Raw genomic sequence first — 15968 nt, 5'->3', positions numbered from 1 at the left:
GTCTAACAAACCTGGGTCAGTTCACCTGCGCAGGGGCGACGGTGTCTTTACGTGGGTGGCCTTACTCGTCGAAATCCTCGGCCAGGTTCTTCCAGCCGCGGCTCTTGGCGAACGGCGCGAACTCCTCGGGCGCCTCGAGGACGATCAAGCTGCTTTCCTGCAGGCCCGGGTCGCCCAGGCCGAAGTCCGGCCCCTTGTAGCCGACCGCGCGCAGGCGGTCGACGATCTGGCGCAGCAGCACGGGATCCTTGTGCGCGCCCGGTTCGAGCCTCGCCTTGAAGTCCACGTACACGTCGATGATCCCGTAGCCCTCGTCGAAGATGCGGATCGCCTTGACGTCGAGGGTACGGCCTTGTCCGTCCTTGGCCTGGAAGGGGCCGGACAGTTCGATATCGGAATCGGTAGTCATGGCCCTAGCATAGCACCGCCGGAGCCGCCGCGCCGCATGCACGGCGCGGCGGTCGGGGAAAAGACGCTCAGGCCGCCTTGGCCGCCGCTGCCGGCACGGGCACGGGCCAGTCCAGCACCGCCAGCCAGGCCAGCAGCGCCAGCGCGGGCACCAGGCACCAGAAGCCGAACCACATATAAGCCGAGCCGCCCGCGATGCAGCCGATGGCGAAGGCCAGCACGGGCCAGAAGAACTTGGCGAAGCGCTCGCGCACGGCCGGGGTCGCGCGGCCCGTGGCCATGTCGGTGGCGTCGATCAGGATGCCCGTCACGTTGCCCGTCATGACGGTGGTCGGGGCCAGCCGCGCGAACTCCAGCTTGCCGGCCGCGTTCTGCACGCCCATGCCGGCCGCCCCCAGCATCCCGGCGACCAGCACCAGCGGCGCCTGGGCGTCCAGGTCGGGGGCGGCGGCGAGGCCGGCCACCATGAAGCCGGCCAGCAGCACGAACTGCATGAGCAGCAGCGGGCGGGCCGGATTGTGCTGCAGGCGCGCGCAGCGGAAGTCGAGCAGGCGCGCGACGATGACGCCGGTGGCGAACGCCGGGATCGCCAGCAGCTTGAGCAGCAGTACGTGTCCGGCGGACGGCCTGGCGAGCTCCGTCCCGATCAGCACGAAGTTGCCCGTGACGTGGGCGGTGAACAGGCCGAACAGCGCGACGAAGCCGGCCGTGTCGACGTAGCCGGCGATCAGTCCGAGACTGACGCCGAGCAGCAGGTCGCTGGGTTTCATCATCGTCGTCCCTCCTCAGAATGCGAAGCAGGAGCAGCCGAACGCGCCCCAGAAGGACGAGAAGTCGGAGACCGGCACGTTCGAACGGCGCGCCTTGTCGTGCGCGTGGGCGTGTACCGAGCAGGCGCCGCGGCACTGGTGCGGCAGCGCCGCCGCCTTTTGCGCCACGGGGCGGTAGTGGCCGGGCACCCTGGCGACCGGCGACCATTCGGGCAGCACGGGAATCGCCGGCGGCGCGTAGTCGCCGAACGGACCCTGGCCGAACACGACCTTGCCGCCGACGACCGTCAGCACGGATTCGATGGCCTTGATCGCTTCCTCGTCCACGCGGAAGAAGTCGGCCGACAGCACCGCCAGGTCGGCCAGCATGCCTTCCTGGATGCGGCCTTTCTTGTTCTGCTCGCTGGAGAACCAGGCGCTGCCCGAGGTCCACAGCTCGAGCGCCGTGTGGCGGTCCAGGCGCGCTCCGGCGTCGTACAGCTTCAGGCCGCCGACCGTGCGGCCGGAGACGAGCCAGTACAGCGCCGTCCACGGGTTGTAGCTGGCCACGCGGGTGGCGTCGGTGCCGGCGCCGACGGGGATGCCGGTGTCGAGCATGCGCTTGATCGGCGGCGTGGCTTTCGCCGCCTCGGCGCCGTAGCGCTCGACGAAGTATTCGCCCTGGAAGGCCATGCGGTGCTGGATCGCGATGCCGCCGCCCAGTGCTTTTACGCGGTCGATATTGCGCTCGCTGATGGTCTCGGCATGGTCGAACATCCAGCGCAGGCCGGCGAACGGGATCTCGCGGTCGACCTTCTCGAACACGTCCAGCATGCGCGAGATCGATTCGTCGTAGGTGGCGTGCAGGCGGAACGGCCAGCGCTGGCTCACCAGGTGGCGCACGACCTGTTCCAGCTCGTCTTCCATGCCTTGCGGCAGATCGGGGCGCGGCTCCAGGAAGTCCTCGAAGTCGGCGGCCGAGAACACCAGCATCTCGCCGGCGCCGTTGTGGCGGTAGTAATCCGTGCCCTGGCCCGGCACGACCATGTCCGTCCACTTCTGGAAGTCCTGCAGCTCCTTGCCCTTGTTCTGGGTGAACAGGTTGTAGGCGATGCGCACGGTGAGCTGGTCCTCGGCGGCGAGCTGCTCGACGACCTGGTAGTCCTGCGGATAGTTCTGGAAGCCGCCGCCGGCGTCGATGGCGCTGGTCAGGCCCAGGCGGTTCAGTTCGCGCATGAAGTGGCGCGTCGAGTTGATCTGCTGCTCCAGCGGCAGCGTCGGGCCCTTGGCCAGCGTCGCGTACAGGATCATGGCGTTGGGGCGCGCGATCAGCATGCCGGTCGGGTTGCCGGCGCCATCGCGCACGATCTCGCCGCCGGGCGGGTTCGGCGTGTCCTTGTCGTAGCCGACGGCGCGCAGCGCGGCGCGGTTGAGCAGGGCGCGGTCGTACAGGTGCAGCACGAACACGGGGGTATCCGGGGCGGCGGCGTTCAGTTCCTCGATGGTCGGCATGCGTTTTTCGGCGAACTGGAATTCGTTCCAGCCGCCGACCACGCGCACCCATTGCGGATGCGGGGTGCGCTCGGCCTGCTCGCGCAGCATGCGCAGCGCGTCGGCGAGGGACGGCACGCCTTCCCAGCGCAGTTCGAGGTTGTAGTTCAGGCCCCCGCGGATCAGGTGCAGGTGCGAGTCGTTCAGGCCGGGAATGACAGTGTGTCCGGCCAGGTCGATCACCCGGGTGGCGTTGCCGCGGTGGCGCATCACCTCCCGGGCGTCGCCGACCGCCACGAACCTGCCGTCGGCAATGGCGACCGTGTCGGCTTCGGGACGGCTGCGGTCCAGTGTGTGGAAGCGTCCGTTGGTGAGGATCAGGTCGGCAATGGCGGGTGTGGTCATGTAAGACTCCTGTGACGGTTGATGCTTGCGTCCGGTTGGACAATGGTCGCACCGTTCCGGTTCAATGGGCGCGGCTGTATTGCAGCGGCGATTGGCCGGTACGGCGGCGGAAACTGCGGCAGAAATGGCTCTGGTCGGCGAAATGCAGCAGCATGGCGATCTCGCACACGCTGTGGCGGCGGTCGGCGAGCATGCCCTGGGCGTGCTCGATGCGCCGGCGCATCAGGTAGCGCATGGGCGGGTCGCCGGTGGCGGCGCGGAACAGGCGCGAGAAATAATGGCGCGACAGGCCCGCGTGGCCGGCCAGGTCGGCCAGCGTGAGGGGTTCGGTCAGGTTGGCGTCGATGTAGCGGCGCACCCGCTCCACGGGCGCGAAGAAGAGGTCGGTCATGATGCGTTCGTGTCCGTTGGAAGGGCGGGCGCGCAGCGCAGCGGCAGCACGACCCGGAACGTGGCGCCGCACGGCGCGGCCGGCACCAGCTCGATGCGCCCGCCGTGCGCCTCGGCGATGGCGCGGCTGATCGACAGGCCGACGCCGGTACCGTGCGGCTTGGTCGAATACAGCGCGTCGAAGATGCGCGCCTGCTCGGCGGCCGGCACGCCCGGGCCGTTGTCGGTCACGCGCAGTTCCACCTGCGCGGCGCCGACCGGCTCCGAGGCAAGCACGATGCGGCGCGCGCGGCCCCGTACGTCGCCCAAGGCTTCCACCGCATTGAGCAGCAGGTTCATCGCGATCTGCTGGACCTGGGCGCGGTTTGCGTGCAGCCGCACGCCCGGCAATTGCAGGCGGCTTTCGAACTGCACGCCCTGGCGCTGCATCAGCGCGCGCAGCAGCTGCACGACTTCGAGCAGCGCCGCGTCGATCGGGAAGGTGCTGACGTCCTCGGTCTGGCGCCGCGCCAGGCCGCGCACGCTGCGCACGATGTCGCCGGCCTGGCGTCCGCAGGCGGTGATCTGTTCCAGCGCCTCGAGCGCGCGCCCGGCGTCGGGCTGGGCGCGGCGCAGCCAGCGCCGCGCGGCCGCCGCATGCAGCAGGATGGCGGCGAGCGGCTGGTTGACCTCGTGCGCGATGGCGACGCCGAGTTCGCCCACCGTATCGGCGCGGGCGGCGCGGCGCTCCTCGGCCGGCTCGTCCTGCGCTCCCCGGTGCGCCGGCGGCTGCGCGTCCCAGGCCTGCATCAGCTCGCGCACACGGCCGTGCGCGCCCCAGTCGCGCCAGGCGTCCAGCGCCAGGCGCCGGTAGGCCGGCAGCGCCGCCTGCAGCTCCAGCCGGCTGCACAGGGCGGCAGCGCGTTCCCACGCCAGCGCGGCGACCCAGGTCAGCTGGGCGCCACGCGCGCGGCTGGCCGCCTGCTCGTAGGTGGCCAGCGCGCGCGCGCCGCCGGCGGCATCCTGCTCGGCGGCGCGGGCCAGCTCGGCCAGCGCCCCGGCGTGGCCGGGACTGCGCTCGGCCCATTCCTGCAGGACGCGGCGGTGCCCGCGCAGACGGCTGCGCAGCGCCGGCGTCGTGCCGTCCGGCTGGGCCAGTGTCAATACCGCGAACAGGTGGTAGGGCAGCAGCTCGCACGGCGGCGTCAGGGGCGTGAGCAGTCCGGCGGAAGCCTCCAGGGCGCTGCGCGCGACGGCAGTGTTGCCGCGCAAATAGGCCACCTGCAGGCGCGTCAGCCAGCAACCGAAATGGGGGGCGTCGATGGGCGCCAGCGCGGAGCGGGCCACGGGCGCGTCGATGGCGCTGCCGGCCAGGTAATGGTACAGCGAGATGCGGCCGGCCAGCTGGCTCACGGCGACGGGGATGTCGTCCGCTTCCTGGTAGCGCGGGGCGGCCTGGTGCACGGCCTCGGCGTAGTGCAGCAGCTCCGGCAGCGGGGCGCCACCCAGCAGGCGCAGGCTGGTCCACAAGGACGCGTTGCGCGCCATGACGCTGGGCCGCACCGGCGCGAAACGGCAGGCTTCGGCCTGCAGCAAGGCCGCTTCGCGCAATGGAGCCACGCGCGCCAGCACCAGCGCGGCATGGGCGCGCAGCACGGCGCCGGCGACGTCGCGCGCTTCCGGCAGGCGCGCCAGTTCGGCACAGGCATGGGCCAACGCCAGGGCGCGACGTGCGCCATGCCAGCGTTCCAGCGCGACCGCGGCCAGCAGCGTCAGGGCCAGCAGCGTGGCGTCGCTCGAGCCGTCCTCCAGCGCGCGCCGCAGTTCGGCCTCGATCAGCGCGCCCGGCAGGCGGCCGGCATTGAAGGCGTCCTGCAGTTCACGGGCGAGTTCCGGATCGCTGCTGCGCGGCGCGGACGGCAGGCGGCCGCCGGCGCTGCGCAGCAGCAGCCAGGCACGGTGGCAGGCTTGCTCCTGCAGGTCCGTGGGCGCGCCGGGAAGGCGCGGCGTGGACCGGGTGCGGGTCGGGAAGATCGGTGAATTCATCGGCGCGTAGGGGGCACAGGCCTCCGGCAGGTGTTGGGCCAGGGTAGCGCCAGTATCGCGTCGATGTAGGAATATGCCCTCATACGAAAGAAGGAGCGCAGGCCGCTTCGCACCGCATCCATGCAGCGCGGGTAGGCGTGCCGGGTAGGCGGGGGCGGGCAGTTTTGGTTCGCCATGCCGGCAATGGCTGCGCACGTTCATTGGGTCGTCCTCGGGTCGGATGGGTGGATTGTGGGTACGGACGGCCATCGGCGCCAGCTATACGATCGGATACACGCGATCGGATGCGAGCGATCGGATCGGCGCGATCGGACAGGCACCTGCACGCCGGCGCGTTTCGCGCAATACTGGGAGCAGACCACGCAAGGAGGATCGATGCAAGACGAACGCCAACCCGGAGTCGACCGCGCCCGCTTCAACCGTGCTTACACGCAGGTGCTCGGCGCCGGCCACCTGACGCTGGGCCTCATGACGCCGCTGCTGCGCGCGCCCGACAGGCCGGCCGACCTCGCGGGCGAGACGGCGCTCGCCGCCCGCGCCGGTGCGCTGGGCATCGCCGCGCTGTGGACGCGCGACGTGCCCCTGATCATCCCGCAGGGAAGCCTGCGCGAGGCGGCGGTGCTGGACGACCCGTTCGTGTGGCTGGCCGCGCTGGCGCTGGCGGCGCCCGGCGCCGCGATCGGCACGGCGGCCGCCGTGCTGCCGCTGCGTGAGCCGCTGCACCTCGCCAAGGCGGCCTGGTCGCTCGACCGCCTGAGCGGCGGGCGCATGATCCTGGGCCTCGGATCGGGCGACCGCCCGGAGGAATTCGGCGCCTTCGGCGTGGGTCCCGAGCGCGATGCGCTGTTCCGCGAACGCTGGGCGCTGCTGCGCGCCGCGCTCGCGCCCGATGCCGGCGACAGGGCGCCGCTGCTGGAGGCGACGGCCGGCTTTTCGCCCACGCCGCCGCCCGCCACGCGCATCCCGATGCTGGCGGTGGGCAGCGCGCGCCAGTCGCTGCAGTGGATCGCGGCGCACGCCGACGGCTGGGCCACTTACCACCGCGAGGAGGCGCGCCAGCAGGGCCGTATCGAACTGTGGCGGCGCGCCCTGCAGGAACGGGCGGGCGGCGAGCCCAAGCCGTTCGTGCAGTCGCTGCAGCTCGAACTGCTGGCCGACCCGGCCGCTCCGGCCCAGCCCCTGGAACTGGGGCTGCGCGCCGGCCGCCATGCCTTGCTCGCCTACCTGGAGCGCATGGCGGGCCTGGGCGTGGCGCACATGCTGCTCAACCTGCAGGGACCGCGGGCGATCGCCGAACAGGTCGAGGAACTGGGCCGGGAGATCGTGCCGCGGCTGGCCGCGTTGCGGCTTCCCTCCCCAACCTCTGGTAGGGCCGACTCATACGAATAGATGATGGCGCAGGGGCGCGCGCCGGCCTAAGATGGATTCCATGGCAGGCCGCTGTCAGCGTGTCAGCGGAAGATCCTGCAGGCGCGTTAACCCGGTTTATCGACAGCGAAGCCGGTCCAAGGAGCGGAACATGAAATACTACCTGACGTTCGTCCTGTTCGGCCTGCTGATGGGCGGCTTGTGCGTGATCCTGCAGGTGCATCCGACGTCGTCCCCGGGCATCGCCATGTTCAGCCTGTTCAGCGCTCACGACGAGCCGGTGCCGGCGGGCCAGCCGCATCCGCTCGACGGCATGCGCCACGTCGCCGAGCTGCCCGCTTGAGCGCGCGCTTGTCGGTGTTCGAGCCCGTGTTCGAACCCGCGCTTCAGCGCGCGCCCGCGTCGACCAGGCCCGCGTGCCAGGAGGCATACGGGGTATTGGCGACCATGCGGCGATTGAAGTCCGGCGCGCCGTCGGTCCACCATACGGGTCCGCGTTCGCCCAGCGCGCGCTTGGCCGCATCGACGTCGGCGCGGGCGCTGCGCTCGGCCTGCGCGTCGCCCGCCTTCCTGGCGGCGCCGACCTGGCGCCGGGCCAGCATCAGCGCATCGACGAGGCGCTGGCGCTCGTCCGGGGGCAGCGCCGGGTTGCTGGTGCGCCAGAGGCGGCCCGCGACGACGAAGTAGCGGCCGTCGGGCGTGGTGGGGTAGCGATGCTGGTCGGCCATGACGCGACTATAGCGCGCCTGGGCGCGCCCGGCCGCACCGCAGGCTCTGCCAGAGCTATTGCGAGAGCAATTAATGGTAGGCAATGGCCAGCCATCGGTGCACAATACTCCCTTGACCGCTTAATCTGATCGACGTCCCGTTCATGCTTCACTCCTTGCTGCGCAGTAGCGTGTTCCTCGTATGCGCCTTGCTGCTGTTCCTGCCTGCGCGCGCCGCGCCGCCCGTGCCGGGTTACACCCATACGAGCTGGCGCGCGGCCGACGGGGCGCCGCTCGACATCCGCAGCATGGCGCAGACATCCGACGGCGCCCTCTGGCTCGGCGCTCCCACTGGGCTGTACGAGTTCGACGGCATCCAGTTCAAGCGGTTCGCGATGCCGCCCATGCGGCGCGTGCCAACCCGTATCGACGTGCTGGCAGCGAGCCCCGGCGGCGAACTGTGGATGGCCGACGATACGCGCGGTATCTTCGTGCTGCGTGATCGCGCGATCAGGTACATGACGCCGGACCTGCCGGGCGAAGGCGTCGGATTCGTGCTTGCGTTCGCCTTCGACGGCGACGGCAGCGCGTGGGCCGCCTCCACGACCGGCCTGTGGCGCTTCGCGCAAGGGCGTTGGCACCGCTTCGAGACCGAGCCGGCGCCGGACGGCGTGGGCACAGCGCGCCATGTCGACGACACGGACCTGCCCGACGAAGGCATGTTGACGGTAATGGCCGATCAGTATGGCCGCATCTGGACAACCGGCAGGGGCGGGATCTACCTGCTGGACCGCGCAGCGCAACGCCTGCGCCGCGTGGCACGTTCGCCCGCCATGGCGCGGCTGGCCCAGTCCCCCGACGGCCGCCTGTGGGCGCTGCACGAGCGCGCGGGTGCCGGCGAAGTGGTAGCAAGCCCCGTGCCGGAATCCGTACCGCCGACGCCGTTGCCGCGCGCGCGCGATGCCAACGATGCCCAATCGCGTGTTCGCGGCCAATTCGACCGGGACGGCAACCTGTGGCTCATCGACTGTCCGGACCGGATATGCCTGGTCGCGGCAGCAGGTGCGCTCGAGGGTATCGTGGAACAGCCGAGGGGCCGTGGGCTGCCGTCGGGCATCGCGCCGTTCGCGCTGGCCACGACCGCGAACTGCCTGCTCGAAGACCGCTCGGGAAACATCTGGTTCGGCACCCAGGAAGGACTCGAGCGCCTGAACGCGAACAAGGTACTGCGCGTCCCTATCGACGCCGGCAAGAACAGTTACACGATGGCGAGCGATACCGAGGGCAACGTGTGGGTGGCCGAACTCGTGTCGCGGCGGCTCTGGAAGATCCGCGCGGACGGCAGCGTGCAGGAAGACCGTACGCGTCCCGTGACCGTCGTCGCGAACGACCGCGACGGCGCGCTCCTGATGGCGGGCAAGCATGCCATCTTCCGGCGTAGCCGTGGCGTGGAGACGTCCATCCCGCTGCCCCCCACGCCGGACGGCAGGCATATCCCGCTGACGATCTTCGGCATGCTCGATGATGGCAAGGCCTTGTTCATCGGCGCATCCGAGTTCGGCGTTGCCGGCCTCGAGAACGGCAACTGGTACTATCGGGACCACTGGCACTTTCCTCCTCACCTTTATACATCCGCGCCGGGCCGCGGCAAGGGCCGGATATGGTTGGCCACGCTGGATGGGACTGTCGTGCTGTGGGAGCGCAACCGCACGACGACGTATGGGGCGCGACTGATCGGCCGGCCGGTCACCGTCATCGACGGTCCGGACGTGCTGGCGACCGGCGACGAGGGGATCGCCGTCCTGCAGCGGGGACGCTTCCGCATGCTGAAGGCGACCTCCCCGGATGTGCTGCGCAACGTGTCGGGAATCGGCATCACGCCGGATGGCGACCGCTGGCTGAACGGCGCGCGCGGCATCGTCCATGTCGCGGCGGCGGACTGGCGCGCCGCGCTAGCCGACCCGGGCGTGCTGCTGCGCTACACGCTGATCGACGCCCACGAGGGTTACCCGGGCGAGGCGATGTTGGAGAGCCGCTTGCACAGCGTGTTCACGCACCCGGACGGACGGATGTGGTTCATGACCTCGAGCGGCGTCGTGCAGCTCGACCCCCGCCACATGAAGCGCGATACCCTGCGGCCGGTCGTGTCCATCGCCGGCGTGCACGGGGCGGACAGGACCTACGAGGGCGCCAGGGTGCGCCTGCCGATGGGGACCCAGGATTTCTCGATCGCCTACGGCGCGCCGAGCCTGTCGCGCGCCGACGGCGTGCGCTTCCAGTACATGCTGGAAGGGCGCGACCCCGGCTGGCAGGACGGCGGGCTGCGGCGCATGGCGTGGTACACGAATATCGCGCCGGGACGCTACACCTTCCGCGTGCGCGCCGTCAGCGAGGAAGGCGCGGCCAGCGCCGCCGATGCCACGACCGTCATCGTCATCGAGCCGACGGTCACGCAAAGCTTCGCCTTCCGCGCCGCCCTGGTCGTGTGCGCGGCGATGGCCCTGTATGGCCTGTACCACTACCGCCTGCGCGTGGCGACCCGCCGCATCGCAGACCGCCACGACGCGCGCCTGGCCGAGCGCGAGCGCATCGCGCGCACGCTGCACGATACCTTCCTGCAGAGCGTGCAGGGCCTGGTGCTGCGCGTGCATGCGGCGGCCAGGAAGCTGCCGCCCGGAGACGCGGTGCGCAAGCAGCTCGAGGCGGTGCTGGACCAGGCCGACGACACGCTGGCCGAAGGCCGCAACCAGGTGCACGAGCTGCGCTCCGGCCGCAACGCCGAGCGCGTGCTCGAGGAAACGGGCAAGACGCTGGCCGCGACCTTTTCCGATACCGCCTTCCGGATGACGGTGACGGGCGAGCGCGCCGCCGTGCGGGCGCAGGTGCAGGACGAGATCGCCGAGATCGGCGCCGAAGCCTTGCGCAACGCCTTCTTCCATGCGCGCGCGACGCAGGTCGACCTGATCCTCGACTACGGGCGCGACGTGCTGGCGCTGCGGGTGGTGGACGACGGCGTCGGCTTCGACGAAAGCAAGGTGCGCAAGCGCGTCAAGGGGCGGCACTGGGGCCTGGTCGGCATGCGCGAGCGGGCCGTGCGCATCAAGGGGCGCCTGGACATCGCGTGGACGGAGGGCGGGGGCACGCGGGTGGAGCTGCAGGTCGCCGCGCGGGTCGCCTACGCCGAGGAGGCGGCGACGGCATGGGAATGAGCGCGCGCCCGGCACCTTCTACCTGTCACGACGATTAATTTCTAAAATACAACTAAAATTGTCTGGGGGTATTGATTTTTCGAGCACATGTTGGGTAGAATCTCATCAGTGCAATTAGTTTTGTCAAATTTCAGCTAAGTGCGCCTCAAGGGCTCGATGGAATTGCTGCCGTCGCGCCATCGTCGGCCCAAACACTGCCGGCAGTCCCCCTCTACTGTCCGACATTGATTGGAGAACGCACCATGCACCTGAAATCGATCCTGCTGTCCCTGTCCGCCGTCGCCGCGCTGAGCGCAAGCGTGGCCGATGCCGCCCCGCTCCTCGTCACCAACGGGAACTTCGAGCTGACCACCTTCGGCGGCAACAAGCAGCTCGCGTCGAACGCCACGACGGCCTGGTACAAGAGCCAGACCACGCTGGCCGGCTGGACCAGCTACAACGGCAACGACGGTGGCTACAACTTCCTGCTGAACGCGTCGACCGCGACGACCGGCGCATCGGCCCTGCAGCTCAAGGGCGGCAACAACGGCTTCAGCGCTTCGCCGGGCGGCGGCAACTTCTTCGCTTCCGATCCCCTGTACTACCCGGGCTACCTGTTCCAGACGATCAGCGGCCTGACGGTCGGCCAGGACTACACGCTGACGTTCGACTACGCGCTGGCGCAGCAGGCGGGCTTCAACGGCGACAACCCGAACAATTACTGGCAGGTGGGCCTGGGCAGCACGTTCCAGAACACCGGCATGCTGAGCATCGCGAACGGCGGCTTCAGCGGCTGGCAGGGTGCCAGCATGACCTTCACGGCCACCAGCACCAGCGAGATCCTGTCCTTCCTGGCCAAGAGCAGCTCGTCCGGCGCGCCGCCATTCCTGCTGCTGGACGACGTCAAGCTGGAGTCCAAGGTGCCGGAACCGTCGACCCTGAGCCTGCTGCTCGGCGGCGTCGGCCTGGTGGGCTTCGCGGCGCGCCGCCGCCGCGGCAAGCGCGCCTGAGCGCGGCCTGCGTTCCTCGCGCGTCGTCCGCATCGTCTGTCCATGAGCGCTTCCCTGCACGAATTCGTGCTGACCGTGCTTCGCCTCTCCGCCTGGCTGGTGCTGCTGACGGCCGTCTTCGTGCCGCTCGAGCGCTGGTGCGGCGCCCACCGCACGCAGGTGTCGCGGCGCGAGCTGCTGCACAACGTCGCCTACTACGTGATCAGCAGCCTGGTGCCGATCCTCGTGCTGAGCGTGCCCGTCGCGCTGCTCGCCGCCGCGGCCCGCCACGTGGTACCGGGCGCGCTGGTCGCGGCGGTGCAGGAACTGCCGGCCGCCGCGCGCGTCGCGCTGGCCTTCGTGGTCGGCGAGATCGGCGTCTACTGGGGCCACCGGCTCAGCCACGAGCTGCCGTGGCTGTGGCGCTTCCACGCGCTGCACCACAGCACCGAGCACATGCATTTTCTCGCGAATACCCGCACGCATCCCGTCGACATGGTCGTCACGCGCCTGTTCGGCCTGGTCCCGCTGAATTTGCTGGGCCTCGCGGGCCCGAGCGTCGCCGGCAGCGGCCTGCCCGTCGCCCTCACGCTCGTCGGCCTGGCATGGGGCTACTTCATCCATGCCAACGTGCGCTGGCGCCTGGGCCCGCTGGAATGGCTGGTGACGACCCCGGCCTTCCACCACTGGCACCACAGCCGCCACGACCACATCAACCGCAACTACGCGTCCACGCTGCCCATCCTGGACCGCCTGTTCGGCAGCCATTACCTGCCGGGCCACTGGCCGGCGGAATACGGCACCGACACGCCGCAGCCGGCGACGCTGGCGGGCCAGCTGCTCGATCCGCTGGCGCCGGCGCCCAATCCAGCCTCCGGGCGCAGCCAATAAAAAAACCGCCCGTTCCCGGCAGGGAAGGGCGGTTTTTTCATCCCGACGCAGGCAATCAGCTGCGCAGGAATTCCAGCAGGTCAGCGTTCAGGCGGTCCTTGTGGGTCGACGGCAGGCCGTGCGGGGCGCCTTCGTACACGACCAGGCGGCCTTGCGGCAGGAACTCGACGGCGCGGCGGGCCGCGGCGTCGATCGGGACGATCTGGTCGTCGCTGCCGTGCACGAGCAGGGTCGGGATGTCCATCTTCTTGAGGTCTTCCGTGAAGTCGGTTTCCGAGAACTGCTTGATGCACTCGTAGGCGGCGCGGATGCTGCACTGCATGCCCTGCAGCCAGAAGTTGTCGCGCAGGCCTTGCGAGGTCTTGGCGCCGTCGCGGTTGAAGCCGTAGAACGGGGCGCTCAGGTCCTTGAAGAACTGCGAGCGGTCCGACTGCACGCCGTTGCGGATGCCGTCGAACACGTCCATCGGCAGGCCGCCCGGATTGGTCGGCGACTTGACCATCTGCGGCGGCACGGCGCCGACCAGCACGGCTTTCTTGACGCGGTCGCTGCCGTGGCGGCCGATGTAGCGGGCGACTTCGCCGCCGCCGGTCGAGTGGCCGACCATGGTGATGTTGTGCAGGTCGAGCGCCTCGATCAGCTGAGCCAGGTCGTCGGCGTAGTTGTCCATGTGATTGCCGTGCCAGGTCTTGCTCGAACGGCCGTGGCCGCGGCGGTCGTGGGCGATGACGCGGTAGCCTTTCTCGGCCAGGAACATCATCTGGTCTTCCCAGGCATCGCCATTCAGTGGCCAGCCGTGGCTGAACGTGACGACCGGGCCATGGCCCCAGTCGGTGAAGTAGATCGTGGTGCCGTCGCGGGTCGTGATGGTGTTGCTGGTGCGGGTGATGGTCATGGCGAAGTCCTTTCAGGTGAGAAATTCTCGGAACCGAATGGACCGCTCGCTGCCGCCGCATCCGGACCCCGACATTCTGGACATGCCGTCCGCCCGGGTCTAGTCATCCGAAGGTATAGGTTTTACGGGGCAATACCCGTTGCCCTTTCCACATTGCAGTTCTGTGACAGCATGCGCGCCAGCGGCGGCTGCGCGCGCAGGCGCTCGCGCCACCACTGCATGGCGGCCCCGTCCTCGCCTGTGCGCCAGGCCATGTACAGCGTCTCGTCCGGCTTCGGTTCCTCGACTTCCTTCACGACGAGGCGTCCGGCGTCGATGTCGGCGCGGGCCCAGGCCTCGGGCAGGAAGCCGAAGCCGAGGCCGGCCAGCTGGAATTCGTACTTGGTCTGCATGTCCGGCACGGTCAGCGTGTCCTGGCCGAACAGCAGGCCCACCGTGCGGGCCTGCAGCACGCGCACGGAATCGGCCACCGACACGGCGCGGTGCACGGCCAGGTCCGCCTTGTTCAGGCGGTGACGCACCGCCGCCAGCGGGTGGCCCGGCGCGACGACGAACACGAACGACATCGTGCCGAGCGGCTCGGCCGTGTAGCCGCCGCCGGACGGGCCTTCGCCGGCCGCGCCCACCAGCAGGTCGACGCGGCGGTCGAGCAGGCTTTCCCAGGTGCCGGACAGCGCCTCGCGCACGATGCGCAGACGGGTCTGGTCCGCGACCTCGTAGAAGGCACGGATATCGTCCTGCAGGCCCAGCGGGGCCAGGGCCGAGTCCATGCCCAGCGCGAACTCCGTCTCCCAGCCCGACGCCACGCGGCGCACGCGGCTCTCCAGGTCGCTCGCCGCCTTGAGCAGGTAGCGGCCTTCCTTCAGCAATTCCTCGCCGGCGGCTGTCAGTACGACACGCGGGCCGAAGCGCTCGAACAATTGCACGCTCAGGTCTTCCTCGAGCTTGGCGACCGTGTACGAAATGGTCGACGGCACCCGGTACAACTCCTTGGCGGCGCCGGAGAAGCTGCCGCGGCGGGCGATGGTGTCGACGGTGAGGAGGGCATCGAGGCTGATCTTGAGCATGGTCGAAGAATAGGTGGACGGGACGCGAATGATAATCGAATTTTTCGATCATAGAACAAAAAATAACTCGTTTTCCTTCTGCCCCGGCGGCGCCCATAATGCCTCCATCGAAACGCGCTCCAGCGGACGCCGTAGGCAGATCGCCCGACCCGCAAGGCGCAACGCATTCGAACAGTTCGAACGCGCTCAACAGGAGAAACACCATGCTGAACGTACGTAAAAGCCAGGATCGCGGCGTCGCCAGTTTCGGCTGGCTGCGCTCGCAGCACACCTTCTCGTTCGGTCACTACTTCGACCCGGCCCACATGGGCGTCGGCCCGCTGCGCGTCATCAACGAAGACCGCGTGGCCCCGGGCCGCGGCTTCGACCCGCACAGCCACCAGAACATGGAGATCATTTCCTACGTGCTGGACGGGGCGCTGGAACACAAGGACAGCATGGGCAACGGTTCCGTGCTCCGCTACGGCGACGTGCAGCGCATGAGCGCGGGTACCGGCGTCACCCACAGCGAGTACAACGGCTCCAAGACGGAACCCGTGCACTTCCTGCAGATCTGGGTCATCCCGTCCGAGGCGGGCGGGGCGCCGGGCTACGAGGAAAAGCATTTCGATGCGGCCGACAAGCGGGGCAAGCTGCGCCTGATCGCTTCCCGCGACGGCCGCGAGGGCTCGGTGTCGCTGCGCCAGGATGCCGCGATCTACGCGACCATCCTGGACGGCGCCGATGCCGTCAGCCATCCGCTGCCGCCGGGCCGCCAGGCCTATGTCCAGGTGGCGCGCGGCAGCGTCACGGTGAACGGCTGCGCGCTGCAGGCCGGCGACGCCGTGCAGGTGACGGACGAAGCCGTGGTCGGCCTGTCCGCCGCGAAGGACGCGGAAGTGCTGCTGTTCGACCTGCCCCTGTGAGGGTAGCGCCGCACTGGCGAAGGCACTAGCATTCAAGGTGGACCGGTATGCCTCCGGCGTACAATCCACCGAACGAAACCGAAGAGACAGGACGAGGGGAAGACCATGGAAGTGAAGACCCATCGCGGCACGGGGCCGCTGCAGCAGGTGATCGAGATCGGCGCGCACCGCATCCTGACGGACGTGAGCCGCGAGCTGGGCGGCGAGGACAGCGGCCCGGAACCGCACGACATCCTGGCCGCGGCGCTGGCCGCCTGCACCACGCTGACCGTCACGCTGTACGCCAGGCGCAAGGGCTGGCCGCTGGAAGAAATCAAGGTCGCGATCAAGCACGGCCAGGAAGGCTCGGCCTATGCGCTGCACCGCGAGATCGAATACGTCGGCCAGCTGAGCGAGGAAGAAAAGGCGCGCCTGACCGACATCGCCAACAAGTGCCCGGTCCATAAAACCCTGAGCGGCACGATCGCCATCACCACGGAGGCACGCTGAC

Annotated in this window: 15 protein-coding genes; 7 read left to right on the top strand and 8 right to left on the bottom strand. The window is 69.5% G+C overall.

Going from position 1 to position 15968, the window contains the following annotated elements; genetic code table 11:
• Positions 1–61: 61 nt before the first annotated feature.
• The 5 genes from QPK32_RS21515 to QPK32_RS21495 all read right to left on the bottom strand — a co-directional run bounded on the left by QPK32_RS21515 (position 62) and on the right by QPK32_RS21495 (position 5468).
• Positions 62–409 (bottom strand): hypothetical protein, encoded by a 348-nt coding sequence (locus QPK32_RS21515; protein WP_290414849.1) that lies wholly within the window; start codon positions 407–409, stop codon positions 62–64.
• A gap of 67 nt (positions 410–476) precedes the next feature.
• Positions 477–1181, bottom strand: a complete 705-nt coding sequence (locus QPK32_RS21510) for a YoaK family protein (protein WP_290414848.1) — start codon at positions 1179–1181, stop codon at positions 477–479.
• A 12-nt stretch (positions 1182–1193) separates the two neighbouring features.
• The gene (locus QPK32_RS21505) at positions 1194–3053 is read right to left on the bottom strand and encodes an amidohydrolase (protein ID WP_290414847.1); all 1860 of its coding nucleotides are present in this window, start codon (positions 3051–3053) and stop codon (positions 1194–1196) included.
• Between the two features lie 61 nt (positions 3054–3114).
• Complete coding sequence (locus tag QPK32_RS21500; RefSeq protein ID WP_290414846.1) at positions 3115–3444, bottom strand: helix-turn-helix domain-containing protein; 330 nt, start codon at positions 3442–3444, stop codon at positions 3115–3117.
• The gene (locus QPK32_RS21495) at positions 3441–5468 is read right to left on the bottom strand and encodes a sensor histidine kinase (RefSeq protein WP_290414845.1); all 2028 of its coding nucleotides are present in this window, start codon (positions 5466–5468) and stop codon (positions 3441–3443) included. The genes QPK32_RS21500 and QPK32_RS21495 overlap by 4 nt, the downstream gene beginning before the upstream one ends.
• A gap of 375 nt (positions 5469–5843) precedes the next feature.
• On the opposite strand from QPK32_RS21495, the gene QPK32_RS21490 reads away from it, so the two are divergent.
• A complete protein-coding gene (locus QPK32_RS21490) occupies positions 5844–6857 on the top strand; it encodes a TIGR03571 family LLM class oxidoreductase (protein WP_290414844.1) in 1014 nt (337 codons plus the stop codon).
• Between the two features lie 130 nt (positions 6858–6987).
• The gene (locus QPK32_RS21485; protein WP_290414843.1) at positions 6988–7179 is read left to right on the top strand and encodes a hypothetical protein; all 192 of its coding nucleotides are present in this window, start codon (positions 6988–6990) and stop codon (positions 7177–7179) included.
• Between the two features lie 43 nt (positions 7180–7222).
• On the opposite strand, the gene QPK32_RS21480 is transcribed toward QPK32_RS21485, so the two are convergent.
• A complete protein-coding gene (locus tag QPK32_RS21480) occupies positions 7223–7564 on the bottom strand; it encodes a hypothetical protein (RefSeq protein ID WP_290414842.1) in 342 nt (113 codons plus the stop codon).
• A gap of 143 nt (positions 7565–7707) precedes the next feature.
• On the opposite strand from QPK32_RS21480, the gene QPK32_RS21475 reads away from it, so the two are divergent.
• The 3 genes from QPK32_RS21475 to QPK32_RS21465 all read left to right on the top strand — a co-directional run bounded on the left by QPK32_RS21475 (position 7708) and on the right by QPK32_RS21465 (position 12611).
• The gene (locus QPK32_RS21475; protein WP_290414841.1) at positions 7708–10752 is read left to right on the top strand and encodes a two-component regulator propeller domain-containing protein; all 3045 of its coding nucleotides are present in this window, start codon (positions 7708–7710) and stop codon (positions 10750–10752) included.
• Positions 10753–10994: 242 nt separating this feature from the next.
• Positions 10995–11741, top strand: coding sequence for a PEP-CTERM sorting domain-containing protein (locus tag QPK32_RS21470; RefSeq protein ID WP_290414840.1), 747 nt, complete (start codon positions 10995–10997; stop codon positions 11739–11741).
• A 42-nt stretch (positions 11742–11783) separates the two neighbouring features.
• A complete protein-coding gene (locus tag QPK32_RS21465; protein WP_290414839.1) occupies positions 11784–12611 on the top strand; it encodes a sterol desaturase family protein in 828 nt (275 codons plus the stop codon).
• A gap of 55 nt (positions 12612–12666) precedes the next feature.
• Here the strand turns inward: QPK32_RS21465 and QPK32_RS21460 are convergent, their stop codons facing one another.
• Positions 12667–13506 (bottom strand): alpha/beta fold hydrolase, encoded by an 840-nt coding sequence (locus QPK32_RS21460; protein ID WP_290414838.1) that lies wholly within the window; start codon positions 13504–13506, stop codon positions 12667–12669.
• A 122-nt stretch (positions 13507–13628) separates the two neighbouring features.
• Positions 13629–14573: a LysR substrate-binding domain-containing protein gene (locus QPK32_RS21455; RefSeq protein ID WP_290414837.1), complete on the bottom strand. Its 945-nt coding sequence runs from the start codon at positions 14571–14573 to the stop codon at positions 13629–13631.
• Positions 14574–14776: 203 nt separating this feature from the next.
• On the opposite strand from QPK32_RS21455, the gene QPK32_RS21450 reads away from it, so the two are divergent.
• Both QPK32_RS21450 and QPK32_RS21445 read left to right on the top strand, forming a co-directional pair.
• The gene (locus QPK32_RS21450) at positions 14777–15478 is read left to right on the top strand and encodes a pirin family protein (protein WP_290414836.1); all 702 of its coding nucleotides are present in this window, start codon (positions 14777–14779) and stop codon (positions 15476–15478) included.
• Between the two features lie 105 nt (positions 15479–15583).
• Positions 15584–15967, top strand: coding sequence for an OsmC family protein (locus QPK32_RS21445; protein WP_290414835.1), 384 nt, complete (start codon positions 15584–15586; stop codon positions 15965–15967).
• Position 15968: the final 1 nt, after the last annotated feature.

The organism is Massilia sp. YIM B02763 (assembly GCF_030412015.1).
In the GTDB taxonomy this organism is placed as follows: Bacteria; Pseudomonadota; Gammaproteobacteria; order Burkholderiales; family Burkholderiaceae_D; genus Telluria.
Note: the sequence above shows the minus strand (reverse complement) of the source record. Positions and strands in the feature narration are given on the sequence as shown.